At 63.5% G+C, this 14,352-nt stretch carries 19 protein-coding genes; 13 read left to right on the top strand and 6 right to left on the bottom strand.

The genetic code is table 11. From position 1 onward, the window contains the following. Together mnmC and J0L98_RS18610 are read left to right on the top strand one after the other, a co-directional pair. Nucleotides 1–623 (top strand): FAD-dependent 5-carboxymethylaminomethyl-2-thiouridine(34) oxidoreductase MnmC (gene mnmC / locus J0L98_RS18605; RefSeq protein ID WP_296413420.1); only part of this gene is annotated, 623 nt, incomplete at its 5' end. A 90-nt stretch (nucleotides 624–713) separates the two neighbouring features. Continuing rightward, a complete protein-coding gene (locus J0L98_RS18610; protein ID WP_296413421.1) occupies nucleotides 714–1,496 on the top strand; it encodes a glycine zipper 2TM domain-containing protein in 783 nt (260 codons plus the stop codon). Nucleotides 1,497–1,649: 153 nt separating this feature from the next. Here J0L98_RS18610 and J0L98_RS18615 read toward each other — a convergent pair whose 3' ends face one another. Further along, nucleotides 1,650–2,153, bottom strand: a complete 504-nt coding sequence (locus tag J0L98_RS18615; RefSeq protein WP_296413422.1) for a midcut-by-XrtH protein — start codon at nucleotides 2,151–2,153, stop codon at nucleotides 1,650–1,652. A gap of 429 nt (nucleotides 2,154–2,582) precedes the next feature. Between J0L98_RS18615 and nifV the strand changes: the two genes are divergently transcribed. The 11 genes from nifV to J0L98_RS18670 are packed head-to-tail and all read left to right on the top strand — an operon-like array spanning nucleotide 2,583 to nucleotide 10,248. Next, complete coding sequence (gene nifV / locus J0L98_RS18620) at nucleotides 2,583–3,722, top strand: homocitrate synthase (protein ID WP_296413423.1); 1,140 nt, start codon at nucleotides 2,583–2,585, stop codon at nucleotides 3,720–3,722. Next, nucleotides 3,719–4,537 carry a serine O-acetyltransferase gene (gene cysE / locus J0L98_RS18625; RefSeq protein ID WP_296413424.1) on the top strand — a complete coding sequence of 273 codons (819 nt, stop codon included), beginning with the start codon at nucleotides 3,719–3,721 and terminating at the stop codon, nucleotides 4,535–4,537. Before nifV ends, cysE begins: the two co-directional genes overlap by 4 nt. A gap of 4 nt (nucleotides 4,538–4,541) precedes the next feature. Then, a complete protein-coding gene (gene nifW / locus J0L98_RS18630; protein ID WP_296413425.1) occupies nucleotides 4,542–4,874 on the top strand; it encodes a nitrogenase stabilizing/protective protein NifW in 333 nt (110 codons plus the stop codon). 18 nt (nucleotides 4,875–4,892) lie between these two features. After that, a complete protein-coding gene (locus tag J0L98_RS18635) occupies nucleotides 4,893–5,741 on the top strand; it encodes an electron transfer flavoprotein subunit beta/FixA family protein (RefSeq protein ID WP_296413426.1) in 849 nt (282 codons plus the stop codon). Between the two features lie 31 nt (nucleotides 5,742–5,772). Beyond that, complete coding sequence (locus tag J0L98_RS18640) at nucleotides 5,773–6,870, top strand: electron transfer flavoprotein subunit alpha/FixB family protein (protein WP_296413427.1); 1,098 nt, start codon at nucleotides 5,773–5,775, stop codon at nucleotides 6,868–6,870. Between the two features lie 20 nt (nucleotides 6,871–6,890). Further along, entirely contained in the window at nucleotides 6,891–8,195 is a 1,305-nt protein-coding gene (locus J0L98_RS18645; RefSeq protein ID WP_296413428.1) for an FAD-dependent oxidoreductase, read from the top strand. Further along, nucleotides 8,192–8,488 carry a ferredoxin family protein gene (locus J0L98_RS18650; protein WP_296413429.1) on the top strand — a complete coding sequence of 99 codons (297 nt, stop codon included), beginning with the start codon at nucleotides 8,192–8,194 and terminating at the stop codon, nucleotides 8,486–8,488. Before J0L98_RS18645 ends, J0L98_RS18650 begins: the two co-directional genes overlap by 4 nt. Nucleotides 8,489–8,496: 8 nt before the next feature. Next, on the top strand, nucleotides 8,497–8,958 hold the full coding sequence (locus tag J0L98_RS18655; RefSeq protein ID WP_296405099.1) for a ferritin family protein: 462 nt from the start codon (nucleotides 8,497–8,499) through the stop codon (nucleotides 8,956–8,958). Between the two features lie 50 nt (nucleotides 8,959–9,008). Further along, nucleotides 9,009–9,332: a (2Fe-2S) ferredoxin domain-containing protein gene (locus J0L98_RS18660; RefSeq protein ID WP_296405101.1), complete on the top strand. Its 324-nt coding sequence runs from the start codon at nucleotides 9,009–9,011 to the stop codon at nucleotides 9,330–9,332. Beyond that, nucleotides 9,329–9,892 carry a hypothetical protein gene (locus J0L98_RS18665; protein ID WP_296413430.1) on the top strand — a complete coding sequence of 188 codons (564 nt, stop codon included), beginning with the start codon at nucleotides 9,329–9,331 and terminating at the stop codon, nucleotides 9,890–9,892. Before J0L98_RS18660 ends, J0L98_RS18665 begins: the two co-directional genes overlap by 4 nt. Beyond that, nucleotides 9,889–10,248, top strand: a complete 360-nt coding sequence (locus tag J0L98_RS18670; protein ID WP_296413431.1) for a hypothetical protein — start codon at nucleotides 9,889–9,891, stop codon at nucleotides 10,246–10,248. The genes J0L98_RS18665 and J0L98_RS18670 overlap by 4 nt, the downstream gene beginning before the upstream one ends. A 630-nt stretch (nucleotides 10,249–10,878) precedes the next feature. On the opposite strand, the gene J0L98_RS18675 is transcribed toward J0L98_RS18670, so the two are convergent. From J0L98_RS18675 to J0L98_RS18695, 5 genes are all read right to left on the bottom strand, one after another. Further along, on the bottom strand, nucleotides 10,879–11,202 hold the full coding sequence (locus tag J0L98_RS18675) for a phosphotyrosine protein phosphatase (protein WP_296413432.1): 324 nt from the start codon (nucleotides 11,200–11,202) through the stop codon (nucleotides 10,879–10,881). Nucleotides 11,203–11,560: 358 nt separating this feature from the next. After that, nucleotides 11,561–12,427: an IS110 family transposase gene (locus J0L98_RS18680; RefSeq protein ID WP_365955090.1), complete on the bottom strand. Its 867-nt coding sequence runs from the start codon at nucleotides 12,425–12,427 to the stop codon at nucleotides 11,561–11,563. Between the two features lie 121 nt (nucleotides 12,428–12,548). Beyond that, a complete protein-coding gene (locus J0L98_RS18685) occupies nucleotides 12,549–12,974 on the bottom strand; it encodes a hypothetical protein (protein WP_296413434.1) in 426 nt (141 codons plus the stop codon). Between the two features lie 90 nt (nucleotides 12,975–13,064). After that, nucleotides 13,065–13,481: a hypothetical protein gene (locus tag J0L98_RS18690; protein ID WP_296413435.1), complete on the bottom strand. Its 417-nt coding sequence runs from the start codon at nucleotides 13,479–13,481 to the stop codon at nucleotides 13,065–13,067. A 188-nt stretch (nucleotides 13,482–13,669) separates the two neighbouring features. Continuing rightward, nucleotides 13,670–14,352 (bottom strand): transposase (locus tag J0L98_RS18695; RefSeq protein ID WP_296413436.1); only part of this gene is annotated, 683 nt, incomplete at its 5' end.

The following is a 14,352-nucleotide window of genomic DNA, read 5'->3' on the forward strand; positions in this document are numbered from 1 at the left end:
GCCGCGAGATCGCGCGGGCGGCCGTGCTGGTGCTGGCCAATGGCGTGGGCATCCGCGCCCTGCCCCAGGCGGCCAGCCTGCCCGTGCGGCCTGCCCGGGGCCAGGTTTCCCATCTGCCGGCCATCCCCGGCAGCGCCCCGGAAGTCGTGGTGTGCCGGCTGGGCTATGTGAGCCCGGAGGTGGACGGCATGCGCTGCGCCGGCGCCACCTTCATCGCCGACGACATGGGCAGCGAGCTGCGGGAGTCCGAACACCGGGAAAACATGGAGAAACTCGATTTCATCCTGCCCGGCTATGCGCACCCCTTCGACCCCACCACCCTGGACGGCCGGGTCGGGTTTCGTCCGGCTTCCCCCGACCGCCTGCCCATGGTTGGCGCCATTCCTGCCGTTTCCGTGGCCGAACGCAGCACGCCCCTGGCCGACATTCCACGCCAGCCCGGTCTGTACGCGGCCTCCGGTTTCGGCGCCCGGGGTCTGGTCTGGGCCAGTCTGGTCGGCGAGTTGCTGGCCAGCCTGATCGACGGCGGCCCCCTGCCCCTCGAGCGGGATCTGGTGGATGCCCTTGATCCCGCCCGCTACCTGCTGAAGCCCCCCCGGCCCGGTGCCGGCGGCGATGAATAGCTGGACGGCAACTTTGTAAGCGGCCGTTGCGCCTGTCCCCGGTGGGCAGACCGTGGCGTTACTCTCCAGGTACCGCAAGGAGAAAACATCATGAGCACCCACCCGAACACCCCGTCCCTGCATCCCGCCCTGTGGGTTGCAGCAGCCTCCATCACCGCAGTGAGTCTGGCAGGCGTTGCCAAGCTCACGGGCCTGCTCCCCGATTTCGGCAGCACGCCCCCCACCGCCACAGAGACCGTGGCCACGCCCGCCGCGCCCCTTGACGCCCCGGCCGCGCGGATCGCGACAACCCCCGCCACGCCTGCGGTGGTGCCGGAACACACCGTCCCCGAAAAGCCTGCAATGGCTGCCTCCGCGCCCGCCAAGGTTGAGCGTTCGGACAAGCCCAATCCAGCCCGGGAACATGCCAAACCGGCACCCGCCGTTGCGCGCCGCGCCCCGCCACCGACCGACGCCGTTCCCACCGCACCACCGTCCAGCCCCCGCCATGTCGCTGACGCACCTCCCCCCTGCCGCGATTGTGGCGTGATCGAACATGTCGAAGCCGTCCAGCAGAAAGGCGAAGCTTCGGGGATTGGGGCGGTAGGGGGCGCCATCCTGGGAGGCGTGCTCGGCCACCAGGTGGGAGAAGGCTCAGGCAAACAACTGGCGCGCATCGGCGGTGCCGTGCTGGGCGGCCTTGCCGGCAATGAAGCGGAAAAACGCACCCGCACGGTCACCCACTACCGGATCACCGTGCGCATGGAAGACGGCAGCCGTCAGGTCATCGAACAACCGAGCGCGCCCGTCTGGCGCAATGGCGACCCGGTGCGCATCCGCAATGGCGAGATCGTCGCCAAAGGTGGAGAGCCCGGCGCAACGACCGGCTTCTAGCCCGAACGGGTCGAAGCTCTGCGGGTGGTCGCAGGATGTCAGACCCGGGATTGGCCAAGGACGGAGAGAACAAAAGGAGAGCGCGCAGTGTGAAACACATGCGCGCTCTCCGATTTCAGGACACTCTGCCGTTGAATTGCTCCGGCACCCTTGTTAGAAGGGGCCCACGGGCTCGGTGTAATAGCAGGTTTGCCCGACGTTCACAACCAAGCCTGCGGCGCAGGTCGGGCTGAGGGTTGTCACCGCACTCGGCGGCGTCACGCTCAGAATCCGCATCGGAATGGAAGGGTGGCCATTGATGGGTACGTCGATGATCGAAGGCCCATACTCACTCAGATCGATGGTCCCGCCGGTATTCACCACCATCGTCGGCACGGAAACAGCCTGTACGCTCCCCACCGGCGTACCTTGCACCCCCACCCCCAGGGCCATCACCGCCAGCAGCCCCGAAAGCAGCCGGTTGCCCGACTTGCGCGTCGTGTAGACCGCGGCCATCGCCAACAGCACCGCCAGAATCAGCATGCCCCACTGGGACAGGGTCGGCACGGACGTCGCAGCCGGCCCATAAACGATCACCTGGGCAAAGGCCGGGACGGGAAGCCCCGCCGCCAGTAATGACCCCGCCGCCAACCTGGAAACATTTGAATTGATTTTCATGAAAAACCCCTGAGCAAGAGAGAACGATTGGATTTGTAAAAAGATAATGTCGCCCCACAATCCCGGCCCATGCTAACACCCCACGGCACGCGCTGGCCGATTTGTACCCCCGATTTGCAACGATGGCGCAACGCTCGCGCGCCCCGCCTTAGCCCGTCGAGCGCACCCCCTGTTTGAGGAGGCAGCACCGACGCGTCGGCATGCTCCCCGCCGCGTGCTGAAGACACGCTTTCACGTCGAGGGCTCAACGGCGTTCAACACGCCCTTTTCCCCTCTGTGCGAAATCCGACAAAGCCGACAGCATCGCGCCCTTCCGTCACCGACACGCTGATCGAAAAATCAAAAAAACTTGTAAATCAGTGACATAAGACGTCACGTCGGACATGGCACGGCCTTTGCTGATCTTTGGGCGAAAGGACAACACCGACCATGAACCCGCTGCCCACCATCAACGACACCACCCTGCGCGACGGCGAACAGACCGCTGGCGTGGCCTTCACCGTCGAGGAGAAGTGCGCGATTGCCCAGGTGCTCGCCGATGTGGGTGTGCAGGAGATGGAGATCGGCATTCCGGCCATGGGGGCGGTGGAGATCGAAGCCATCGGCGAGATCGCCCGCATGCACCTCCCGACCAGCCTGATGGTGTGGTGTCGCATGACCGACACCGATCTGGCCGCCGCCCGCCAGTGCCCGGTGGACACCCTCAACCTGTCCATTCCGGTGTCCGACATCCATATCAACACCAAGCTCAAGCGCAGCCGCGAATGGGTGCTGGAGCGGGTGGGACGCTACGTGAGTCAGGCCCGCGACATGGGCTACGCCGTCTCCGTGGGCTGCGAAGACTCATCCCGCGCCGATCCGTCCTTCCTCGCCCATGTTGCCGAAGCCGCCCAGCGGGCCGGCGCGGTGCGGGTACGCTATGCCGACACGCTCGGCATCCTCGACCCCTTCTCCACCTACGATGCCATCGCAACCCTGCGTCGGCGGGTGGACATCGACATCGAGATGCACGCCCACGACGACCTGGGCCTGGCCACGGCCAACACCCTCGCGGCCTTCCGGGCCGGCGCCACCCATGCCAACACCACCGTGAATGGCCTTGGCGAGCGCGCCGGCAACGCGCCGCTGGAAGAGATCGTGATGGGTCTGCGCCACCTCCACGGCATCGACTGCGGCATCGACACCCACACCCTGCCGGCGATCTCCGCCTTGGTTGCCGAAGCCTCCGGGCGTGCCGTGGCCGCCAACAAGAGCATCGTCGGCGAGGCCGTATTCACCCATGAGGCCGGCCTGCATGTGGATGGCCTGCTGAAGGATCCGCGTACCTACCAGGGCTTCGACCCGGCGGAGCTGGGGCGCAGCCACCGCACCGTACTGGGCAAGCACTCCGGCTCCCGGGCGGTGATTGCCGCCTACGCCCAGCTCGGCATCCTGGTCAACGACCTCGAAGCCCACAGCCTGCTCGAACGCATCCGCGATCACGCCACCTGCACCAAGCGTTCGCCTTCCGCCGGAGAGCTGGCCCGCTTCCTTCTCGAAGTCAGCCGTTTTGCAGGGAGCGCGTCATGAGCCCCAGGGAACCCGACATGAAGATCCTTGCCGACAGCGTCGCCGCCCAGGGCGCCGCACCGGGCTTCTTCGCCACCCTGCGTGAAGACGTGGCCTGCGTCTTCGCCCGCGACCCGGCGGCCCGCAACACCCTTGAATTGCTCACCATTTACCCCGGCGTGCAGGCCCTGATGCTGTATCGGGTCGCCCATCGCCTGTGGCGCGGCAACTGGCGCTATGCGGCCCGAGCCCTGTCCTTCGTGGCCCGCTTCCTGACCAATGTGGACATCCACCCGGGTGCGGTCATCGGCCGGCGCTTCTTCATCGACCACGGCGCCTGCGTGGTGATCGGCGAAACGGCAGTGATCGGTGATGACGTCACCCTCTACCACGGGGTCACCCTGGGCGGCACCACCTGGAACCCGGGCAAGCGCCACCCGACCCTGGGCAACGGCGTCGTGGTCGGCGCCGGCGCCAAGATCCTCGGCCCCATCACCGTCGGCGACAACGCCCGGGTGGCAGCCAACTCCGTGGTCATCGACGCAGTGCGCCCCGGCATGACGGTGGTCGGAATCCCCGGCCGCATGGTGCTGCCCAAGGAAGGCCGGCGCATCGCCCACGGCATTGATCTTGATCACCACCAGATCCCCGACCCGGTCGGCAAGGCAATTGGCTGCCTGCTCGACCGGATCGCACAGATGGAACGGGAAATCGCCAGCCTCAAGGGCGAACCCACCACCGCCGAAGGCGCCTGTCGCACCTGCGACGACACCTGCTCGCAACCCACCTTTGACGGTAGCTGGAAGGCCACCGCCCCCATCGCACCAGGAGCCTGACGCCATGAACGAACTGACCGGCGAACTCGCCAAGCTCTCCTCTGCCGAGGAATTCCTCCACTTCTTTGCCGTGCCTTTCGACCAGAAGGTGGTCAATGTGAGCCGGCTGCACATCCTCAAACGCTTCTATCAATACCTGCGCCGGGATGCAGACCTGAGCAGCCTGTCGGGCAGCGAGCTGTTCGGTCGTTACCGTAGCCACCTGATCGCCGCCTACGACGATTTCGTGCGCTCCACTCCGGCCCAGGAAAAGGTCTTCAAGGTGTTCCAGGACACCGACGGCCGCCAGCAGGTCAGCCTCGACAGCCTGCGCGCGACCCTCCCCTCCGCCAGCTAAACCGACAGGACAGCCGCCATGCACATCGTCGTCTGTATCAAGCAGGTTCCGGATTCGGCGCAGATCCGCGTCCACCCGGTGACCAACACCATCATGCGCCAGGGTGTACCGGCCATCGTCAATCCCTACGACCTGTTCGCCCTGGAAGAAGCCCTGCGCCTCAAGGACAAATTCGGCGGCAAGGTGACCATGCTGTGCATGGGCCCGCCCCAGGCCGAGGATGCCCTGAAGAAGTGCATCTCCTTTGGTGCAGACGACGCCGTGCTGGTCACCGACCGATCCTTCGCCGGTGCCGACACCCTGGCCACCTCCTATGCCCTGGCCGCAGCCGTGCGCCAGCTCGGCAAGGAGCAAAAGGTGGACATCGTGTTCACCGGCAAGCAGACCATCGACGGCGACACGGCCCAGGTGGGCCCCGGCATCGCCAAGCGCCTGGGCCTGCAGCTCCTCACCTATGTGTCGCGCATCGCCGACCTGGACCTGGAGAACGACACCATCACCGTCGAGCGCCGTGCCGAAGGCGGTGTGCAGGTGCTCAAGACCGCCGTGCCCTGCCTGATCACCATGCTTGAAGGCACCAACGAGATGCGCTTCGCGCCGCTGGAAAACATGATCCACGCCGCCCGCTACCCGGTGCGCAAGTGGAACAAGGAAGCCGCCGGCATCGAGGACGTCACCAAGATCGGCCTGAAGGGTTCGCCCACGGTGGTGAGCAAGGTCTTCGGCCCGACGCCCCGTGCCGAGAAGGCCCTGATGCAGTCCGTCGAGGATGCCACCCCGCGGGATGTGTCCCTCAACGTGATCCAGAAGATCTTCACCCAGCACCCGACCCTTGAGCGCGACATCCTCGCCAAGGCCTCCGTGTGACCCCACGACAAGACGCGAAAGGAAACCTGCCATGAGCGACGCCGAAGTCAAGAAGCCCGCCGCCCGGGGCGGCCGCAACCTGGAACTGCCCGAACACCTGAAGGCCTACAAGGGCGTCTGGGTGTTCATCGAACATGACCGGGGCGAGGCCCACTCGGTGTCCTGGGAACTCCTCGGCGAAGGCCGCAAACTGGCCGATACCCTCGGCGTGTCCCTGTCCGGCGTGATCATGGGCGGCCCCGACGAGCCCCTCGATGCCATCGCCAAGGAAGCCTACAGCTTTGGTGCCGAGGCCTGCTACATCGTCCGTGACCCGGTACTCAAGGGCTACCGCAACGAGCCCTTCACCAAGGGCATGACCGATCTGGTCAACAAGTACCAACCCGAAATCGTGCTGCTGGGCGCCACCACCATGGGCCGCGACCTGGCCGGCTCGGTGGCCACCACCCTGGCAACCGGCCTCACTGCCGACTGCACCGAACTGCGCATCGACCCCGCCACCCGCGCGCTGGCGGCCACCCGCCCGACCTTCGGCGGCTCCCTGCTGTGCACCATCATGACCCTGGCCTACCGGCCGCAGATGGCCACCGTGCGCCCCCGCGTGATGCGCATGCCCGATTCCGACACCAGCCGCAGCGGCACCGTCATCGAAGACAGCCTGGGCATGATCGAGACCGACATCGTCACCAAGCTCCTCGACTTCATCGCCGATGAGAACAGCAACAAGGTGAACCTGGCCTACGCCGACATCATCGTGTCGGGCGGCAAAGGTCTCAAGACACCGGACAACTTCAAGCTGATCTGGGATCTCGCCAAGGTGCTCGGCGCCGAAGTGGGCGCCACCCGCCCGGTGGTCCAGTCCGGCTGGGTGGATGCGGAGCGCCAGGTGGGTCAGACCGGCAAGACCGTGCGTCCCAAGCTCTACATCGCCGCCGGCATCTCCGGCGCGATCCAGCACCGGGTGGGCATGGAAGGCGCCGACGTGATCGTCGCCATCAACACCGATGCCAACGCGCCGATCTTCGATTTCGCCCACCACGGCATTGTCGGCAACGCCATGCAGGTGCTGCCGGTTCTCACCGACACCTTCCGCGAACACATTGCGATGCGCAGCCGCAAGGCCGCCTGAGCGCCCACCGGAGACCCACCATGAGCGAGAAATTCGACGTCATCGTAGTCGGAGCGGGCCCCTCGGGGAACGCGGCCGCCTACACCGCAGCCAAGGCCGGCCTGTCGGTGCTGCAGATCGAACGGGGCGAATACCCCGGCTCGAAGAACGTGCAGGGCGCCATCCTGTACGCCAACGCCCTTGAGCAGATCATCCCCGACTTCCGGGACGATGCCCCCCTCGAGCGCCACATCATCGAGCAGCGCATGTGGGTACTGGACGACGAATCCTTTGTCGGCACCCACTTCCGCTCCGACGACTACAACAAGCCCCCCTACAACCGCTACACCATCATCCGCGCCCAGTTCGACAAGTGGTTCTCGTCGAAGGTGAAGGAAGCCGGCGCGCTGGTGATCTGCGAAACCACGGTCGAATGCCTGCTGATGGATGGCGACCAGGTGGTGGGCGTGCGCTGCGACCGCCAGGGCGGCGAGGTGTTTGCCGATGTGGTCATCCTGGCCGACGGGGTCAATTCCACCCTGGCCCGCAAGGCCGGCTTCCACGGCGAGATCCAGGCCGGCAACGTGGCCCTGGCGGTGAAGGAAATCCTCTTCATGCCCCAGGAGACCATCGAGGCCCGCTTCAACGTCAAGGACGAAGAAGGCGTGGTCATCGAGATGTTCGGCAAGATCACCGACGGCCTGATGGGTACCGGCTTCCTCTACACCAACCGGGACTCCATCACCCTGGGTGTCGGCTGCATGCTCTCCGACTTCAAGCAGAACCCCAACCGCACCTCGCCCTACGCCATGCTGGAGAAGATGAAGGCTCACCCCTCCATCGCCCCCATGATCGCCGGCGGCGAGATGAAGGAATACTGCGCCCACCTGATCCCCGAAGGCGGTTTCCACGCCGTGCCCAAGGTGTTCGGCAACGGCTGGATGATCGTCGGCGACTCCGGTGGCTTCGTGAATGCCGTCCATCGGGAAGGCTCCAACCTGGCCATGACCACCGGCCGCCTGGCCGCCGAAACCGCCATCGCCGCGAAAGCCGCAGGCAAGGGCTTCGCCGCCAAGCAGCTGGCCGGCTACAAGTCGGCCCTGGACGAATCCTTCGTGATGAAGGATCTGCACAAGTACCGGGACATGCCCAGCGTGTTCCACGACAACAGCCAGTTCTTCACCACCTACCCGGAACTGGTCAATCGTGCCGCCCGCACCATGCTGACGGTGGACGGCGTCGACAAGAAAACCAAGGAGAAGGAAATCTTCTCCAGCTTCCGTAAATCGCGCAGCCTGGCCGGCCTGGCGGGCGACGCATTCAAGCTGTGGAGGGCCTTCAGATGAGCACCGTCGTGAATGTGGAAGAGAAACTCTTCCAGAACCGCTACAAGGTCGACCATGGCCGGCCCCATATCAAGATCCGCCAGCCTGAGCTGTGCCGCAACGAGTGCAAGGTCCAGTCCTGCACCTTCGTGTGCCCCGCCGCCTGCTACAAGGCGGAAGGCAATGGCGCCGTCACCCTGATCACCGACGGCTGCCTGGAGTGCGGTAGCTGCCGGATCATCTGTACCGAGCTGTCCAACGTGGAATGGGAATATCCCCGCGGCGGGCACGGCATTCTGTTCAAGTTCGGTTGAGAATCATCATGGACGATCTTCATCTCTTTCTCGCTCATGCAATCCAGCTCGAGCGGGAAGCGGCCCGGCACTACGAGGAACTGACGGAGCAGATGCAGACCGCCGGCAACTCGGAAGTTGCCGGCTTCTTCCGCCAGATGGCAGTCTTCTCGCGCAAGCATCTGGGCGAGGCCATGGAACGGGGCGGCTTCCGTACCGTACCTCACCTGCGCCCCGACCAGCTCCGCTGGCCCGATGGAATCAGCCCCGAAAACGCCGGATGGGAAGGCGTGGACGGCTTTACGGATGTTCTCGGCGCCCTCGAACTGGCCCTCCAGGCCGAACGCCGTGGGCACGCCTTCTATGCCGGCATTGCCGCCACGACCCACAACGTGCGACTCAAGCGGATGGCGGACGAATTTGCTTCCGAAGAGGCCGAGCACGTGGCCGAACTGGAAAAGTGGATCGACCGGGTCGCCGCAGCTGAATAAGGGCGGCAACGCACCGCCCCAGCCCGTATCACCCCAACCGGAGAACTCCCATGTCCCGACCCAAGAAACACGTCTTCGTGTGTGCCCAGCAGCGCCCCCCCGGCCATCCCCGCGGCTCCTGCGCCGCCAAGGGCTGCAACGAAATCCTCCAAACCTTCTGGGGCGAGCTGCAGAAGCGCAATGCCTATGACCGCATCGGCGTCACCTACTCGGGCTGCCTCGGCCCCTGCGACAGTGGCCCCAACGTGCTGGTCTACCCGGAAGGTGTGATGTATTCCGGCGTCACCAAGGACGACGTCCTGGAGATCTTTGACAAGCACCTGGAAGGCGACGAAGTGGTCACCCGCCTGCAGGCGCCGGCGGCCGTCTGGTGAACCTGTTCACCGGCGAAAGCTCGCGGTCGCTCTTCGGCGGTGACGCGCCGGAGAGCGTCAATCGGCTGCTCCATGAGGCGGCAGCCGCCCACGCCGACCCCACCAAGGCCGAAGCGCTGCTGTGGAGCGCCCGCCTGTCGGCGCCCGAATGCCTGCCCGTGTACTTTGCCCAGTACAAGTTCTACTTCTACCGCAAGCGCCTCGAAGACGCCGAACGCTGTGCCCGCGACGGCCTGCGTGTCGCCGCCGGGCTGGCCCGGCTGGGACGCCACTGGCGCGAAGTGCAAGGGGGCGACGCCGACTTCAGCGCCATCGGCCCGGCCCGCTTCTGGCTATTCACCCTCAAGGCCCTGGCCTTCATCCGCCTGCGCCGCGGCGACCGGGCCGAAGCCCAGGCCCTGCTCGAAAAAGCCGCCCAGCTCGACCCCGCCGACAACATGGGCGCCAGCGTGATTGCCAGCCTGAAGGACGCCTCCGCGCCCGACACCCCATCCGGCAAACGCCCCGGCCCCGCCGGTGACAGCTACCTGGATCGCCTCAAGAAGGGGGGCACCCAATGATCATCCCCGCCGCCCTCCTGGCCAACATCATCAATGCCGGCACCGACATCCTGACCCTCGCCGAGGGCATGGACGAATCCGAATTCCTGCGTTCCCGCCTCGCCCGCGTCGAGATCGGGCGTCTGGTGGGCGTCATGGCCATCAACCTGGCCGACCTCCCCGACGCCCAGCGCCAGCTCTTCGCCGAGCTGGACTGGACCACCTGGCGCGCCATCCCCGAACAACTCAACACCGACCCCGCAACCCGCGACGAAGCCCTGTGGTTCGCCATCCGCGCCCTGGTCCCGGCCACGCTGATGTGGCTGCGGGTGTACAAGGAGAGTGCGCCGCAGTTGTTTGAGTTTCAGCAGGGGTGAGGTGGATCAGGGAAGACCAGCCTGGCGGCCGGTGATTGGGAGAAGGCTGCTTGACGGGGCGTCATTGGAGAGGGCCAGGCCCAACCCTGCCATAGCGCTCTCGGTCATTGACACGGCTCCCGCGAAAGCGCCACGAAGCCGCAGCGTAAATTGCCAGCATGACGCCCAAGACCAGCTCTTCGTAACCCGACGGAACCGCCAGGTAGGCCACTACGGTGGCGCCTGCCAACAGCCAGATGAGCTTTGCAGGAAGAGCGGGATTTCTCCGGTCCAGCAAGAACGCCTTACAGTGCGGGCAGGTCGGTTTCATCTGCCTGGGGGTGTACCACTTTGCTCCGCGCGGCCAGAGTTCAAAGACGGGTCTGTCGAATCCCAGCGAGCACACGGGGCACAGGTGTTTGCCTCTCATTGAAGTCTTCAGCTCGCGCTCCAACTGCGCATCGCAAGCCGGACAAACCGCCTTAGCATTTGAAAGTACCTTCCCGCAACTATCGCAGTGAATCCGGGCTTCTGACATTGTTAGTAGTGCTGCATGAGCTTGGGGTCTTGGCGCCGGAGGTTGAAGCAAGCGCGGACAAAGGGCTGCGGTTTCGTGGGTGTCACCTGGGAAGCCTGCTTACTTTCGCCCATTCAGAAACGAACATATCTCTTGACCCTGGCTTCGAGCAATTTCACCAGATCTGGGTCCATGCGCGCGTATATGTCCGGAATATCCAGGCATACCAGCCGCTTCCCCTTTAGCTGCTCTTTGTACTTCTTTGCAATCTTGTTCCTGTGACTCTTCTCCATCACAAGGATCACATCGGCCCACTCGATGAGATCCCCGGAGACAGTTGTTTCTGCGTCCGCATTGGTGCCCGCACCGATGGCGCTAACGCCAGAGTACTTGGAGAACACCTCCTCAGCAGTTGGGCTTCGCAGCCGGTTCTCACTACAGACGAAAAGAAGGTTCATAGTTTCCTTTCTCGCAACGTCTTAATTCATCGGCCTGCGCGGCTTTTCGCGTAGGCCCGGTGGAATGATGAGTTATGCGGCAATTGGACATGGCAAGCCTAGCGGCGAGGTACCAGAATAATTTGGCCTTGGTGATTAAGCTTTGCTCGATCTGTTGGGTCAGTCGAGAAGATCTGAAAGTGCGCGACAAAGGGAGTTCCCTCTGTGGGTCGTTTGCAGTTTTGGAACCAAACCCAAACCTGCAATCCAGGCTTGAGATCTGAAAGAGGCCCATCGCCGCCGTAGACGCTGTAAATCTCGCTGACTTTTGAAACCGACACTTGCTCAACTTCTAGTGTCCTTCGGTTCCTGACGGTCACTAAAGGAAGCTCAACCCGCACAATCTCCCCGAAGAGATTCTCCTTCGACGGAACATACCCTTCGCTTCCCCCATCGGGGATTGGCAGGCGACATGCGCCATACGATGACAGTGGGGCGAGAAACAGCCCAGCAAAAAGGAAAAGGACAAACCTATTGATTGACGCCATGACATGCGCCGCCCCGCGATGGCCATCAGCCGTTGGGCGGCTTCGCTTTGCCGGGCCAAGGCTGCGATCTTGCGGTCGTAGGCGAGGATGCGCTCATCCAGTGCCCGGAACCGGTCATGGAGCTCGCCGATGGTTTCTCGCGCCAGCAGGGGCAATTGACGACCGCCAACTCCGATCTCCGCCAGCAGCTTTCTCGCCTCGGCCGTTCCGGCCCCCGTGACGATGCCGAACTCGCCCAGCAGGCCGCGCACCTGATTGATGAGGGCGGTGCGTTCAGAGACAGTCAGCGCACGGGCACGATGAACGGACAGGACGGCTTGCGCTTCTTCGCTCTTGACCGGAACGAACCGCATGTAGGGCCGGCCCACGGCTTCGCAGATCGCTTCGGCATCGTTGGCGTCGTTTTTGCCGCTCTTGCGGTAGGGGCTGACGAATTGGGCCGCCATGAGCCGCGCATCGTGCCCCAGTTTGATCAGTTCCCGAGCCCAGTAGTGGGACCCGGCGCAGGCTTCGATCCCGACCAGACACGACGGCAGGCTGACGAAGAAGCTCAGGACTTTGCCGCGGGACAAGGTCTTTTTGCAGACCGGTTTGCCGTGGCTATCTACACCAAGGAGCTGGAAGACGGATTTGGCAATGTCGAGACCGATGCGGACAAGCTGTTTCATGGCACCTCCTCCTGATGATCTCAGCCCCATGGCTACTTGGGCCTCAGTGTCACGCTACGGGGTGGGGGAGTCCATTTCATTAGCTAACCGGCGCTGCGCGGCTTTATCGCGCAGCGTCCAGAGAGCGCAGCGAACGGGGTTGAGCGCCAAGTTAGAGCGCATTTGGGGGGCGGCTTTCATTCAGAACTTGCTGAGCATAAGAATGTGCATTGGAGACCCAATATGCCAGTTCTTTTTCAAACCCTTTGCTTCCAAATAATTCAAAAAATACCCACCCGGAGCCTGCCCCCTCATGGCGCTTCGCACCTTTGGACAAAGCTTGCGCCTGCATATCCTCGCGAAGCTTCAATGTCACACCTTGCATTCCCTCCGCAAAGGCGAAGGCCTGATCTGCCACACATGCAACAACGTACCCAAAGTCATTGCGATCAGCGCAGTAAAAGTTAACATCACTTAAGTCACGGCATGCTTTCCAAAGCGCGGAGCCGGTATCAGAGTGGGCTGATTTCCCCGCGAGGAAGGCAAAGACCAGCTCATTCTTCCCATGCTTCAACTCTTCAGGCGGTCGCTTGATCATCGTGCGCTCTAACGTTGAAGGTAAGGGGCGCTGCGCGGAGCTTTATCGCGCAGCGCCCAGCGACCGGAGGGAGCGGCCTTGACCGGAATGTTAGGCATTGGCTTCTGCCTCGTTTTCGGTTGGGTACACTGACAGACACAGAGAGATGCCAGCCTGACCTGACAAAGACAACAATGCAGGCGGAAATGTGAATGAGGACCAGCCCGGAGGATATATTTCAGCCCCGAAATCAAAAACCAACCACTCAACCCCAGGGAACGAACTCAGCCGCTTTAGGTTTTCAAGGTTGGTTTGGAGGAACGAAATCACATCTTCGATTTGCAGCGGCAATTCGGAGAAGCTGGCTTCGCTGGCCACAATTCGAATGCCCGAGGATTCATTGATTTGTTCGCTTGTTGTGCTGTTCGGGAAGCGCCTTTCACCCTTGCGCCACATGGAATCAATGATGAGCGGAACGCTGGCGATGAAGCCATCCGCATTAAAATTTTCACCACCGGCTCGAAGCATGCAACTCATAGATGCCTAACGACGCTGTAGAAAAACCCCATTCAGGGGCGACAGGTTTCGTCCGGCGTGCGCCGGCTTGAATTCATATTTCATCATCTCGCCTCTTGCAGCCCGATCCGTTCATTTCGTCGTTCCTTCTCGCCGCATTCACGCTTTCAAGGGCATTCCTGGCCCCTTTCTCCCCTTCATTACCCATAGCCATGGTGCGCCAGCTTCTCGATGTTGTGCATCATGCAATAGAGCTTCCACTGCCCATCCACCTTCGCCCGGCCCCGCAGGGTGAAGCGGGTGAGCCGTTTGTTGTGGCGCAGGTTGCCGAACACCGGTTCCACCGTCGCAAAGCGGGCCGCGATCATGTGCTTGCCGGCGGCCGAGTCGATCTTCGCTTTCATCCGGTCGGTATGGCTCTGCTGGTCCGCGCGCTTGCCCTGGAAGAAGGCGACTTGCCGGGCCTTGGTGGTCTCGGGTTTGCGCAGGCACTGCTGGCGCAGCGGGCAGGGCATGCAGTCCCGCTCGGCCCCGCGGAATTTCATCGCGGCGTAGCCGTTGAAAGAGCAGTCCTTGCCGTTGCCGTAGAGGCGTTTGCCGGCCGGGCAAATGCAATGACTGCGGTCCTCGGCCAGTTGGAAGTCGGCCGGGGTGAAGTGGGTAGCCTTCTTCGCCTTGGGGCTCTTGTCCCACAGGGGGTCGGGCTTGGCCTTGTGTTTGGCCTGCTCGGCATAGCGGCGGTCGCGCTGGCGATAACCGTTGTCGCAGATATAGGCATCGACCTGACTTTCGGCGAGTTTCGCCAGGTTCGCTTCCGAGTGGTAGCCGGCATCGGCGCAGAGCACCGTTTCTGTCTTGCGCCAGACGGCGGTGGCCTCGACCA

The organism is Zoogloea sp., from assembly GCF_017302315.1.
In the GTDB taxonomy this organism is placed as follows: Bacteria; Pseudomonadota; Gammaproteobacteria; order Burkholderiales; family Rhodocyclaceae; genus Zoogloea.

Bases quoted from the DNA above. Each gene is read 5' to 3' on its own strand.
- J0L98_RS18640 (WP_296413427.1), top strand. From the start codon at position 5,773: ATGAGCGACGCCGAAGTCAAGAAGCCCGCCGCCCGGGGCGGCCGCAAC.
- J0L98_RS18650 (WP_296413429.1), top strand. From the start codon at position 8,192: ATGAGCACCGTCGTGAATGTGGAAGAGAAACTCTTCCAGAACCGCTAC.
- J0L98_RS18645 (WP_296413428.1), top strand. From the start codon at position 6,891: ATGAGCGAGAAATTCGACGTCATCGTAGTCGGAGCGGGCCCCTCGGGG.
- J0L98_RS18685 (WP_296413434.1), bottom strand. From the start codon at position 12,974: ATGATCAAGCGACCGCCTGAAGAGTTGAAGCATGGGAAGAATGAGCTG.
- J0L98_RS18675 (WP_296413432.1), bottom strand. From the start codon at position 11,202: ATGAACCTTCTTTTCGTCTGTAGTGAGAACCGGCTGCGAAGCCCAACT.
- nifW (WP_296413425.1), top strand. From the start codon at position 4,542: ATGAACGAACTGACCGGCGAACTCGCCAAGCTCTCCTCTGCCGAGGAA.
- J0L98_RS18610 (WP_296413421.1), top strand. From the start codon at position 714: ATGAGCACCCACCCGAACACCCCGTCCCTGCATCCCGCCCTGTGGGTT.
- J0L98_RS18635 (WP_296413426.1), top strand. From the start codon at position 4,893: ATGCACATCGTCGTCTGTATCAAGCAGGTTCCGGATTCGGCGCAGATC.
- J0L98_RS18670 (WP_296413431.1), top strand. From the start codon at position 9,889: ATGATCATCCCCGCCGCCCTCCTGGCCAACATCATCAATGCCGGCACC.
- nifV (WP_296413423.1), top strand. From the start codon at position 2,583: ATGAACCCGCTGCCCACCATCAACGACACCACCCTGCGCGACGGCGAA.
- J0L98_RS18690 (WP_296413435.1), bottom strand. From the start codon at position 13,481: ATGCTTCGAGCCGGTGGTGAAAATTTTAATGCGGATGGCTTCATCGCC.
- J0L98_RS18660 (WP_296405101.1), top strand. From the start codon at position 9,009: ATGTCCCGACCCAAGAAACACGTCTTCGTGTGTGCCCAGCAGCGCCCC.
- J0L98_RS18615 (WP_296413422.1), bottom strand. From the start codon at position 2,153: ATGAAAATCAATTCAAATGTTTCCAGGTTGGCGGCGGGGTCATTACTG.
- J0L98_RS18680 (WP_365955090.1), bottom strand. From the start codon at position 12,427: ATGGGGCTGAGATCATCAGGAGGAGGTGCCATGAAACAGCTTGTCCGC.
- cysE (WP_296413424.1), top strand. From the start codon at position 3,719: ATGAGCCCCAGGGAACCCGACATGAAGATCCTTGCCGACAGCGTCGCC.
- J0L98_RS18655 (WP_296405099.1), top strand. From the start codon at position 8,497: ATGGACGATCTTCATCTCTTTCTCGCTCATGCAATCCAGCTCGAGCGG.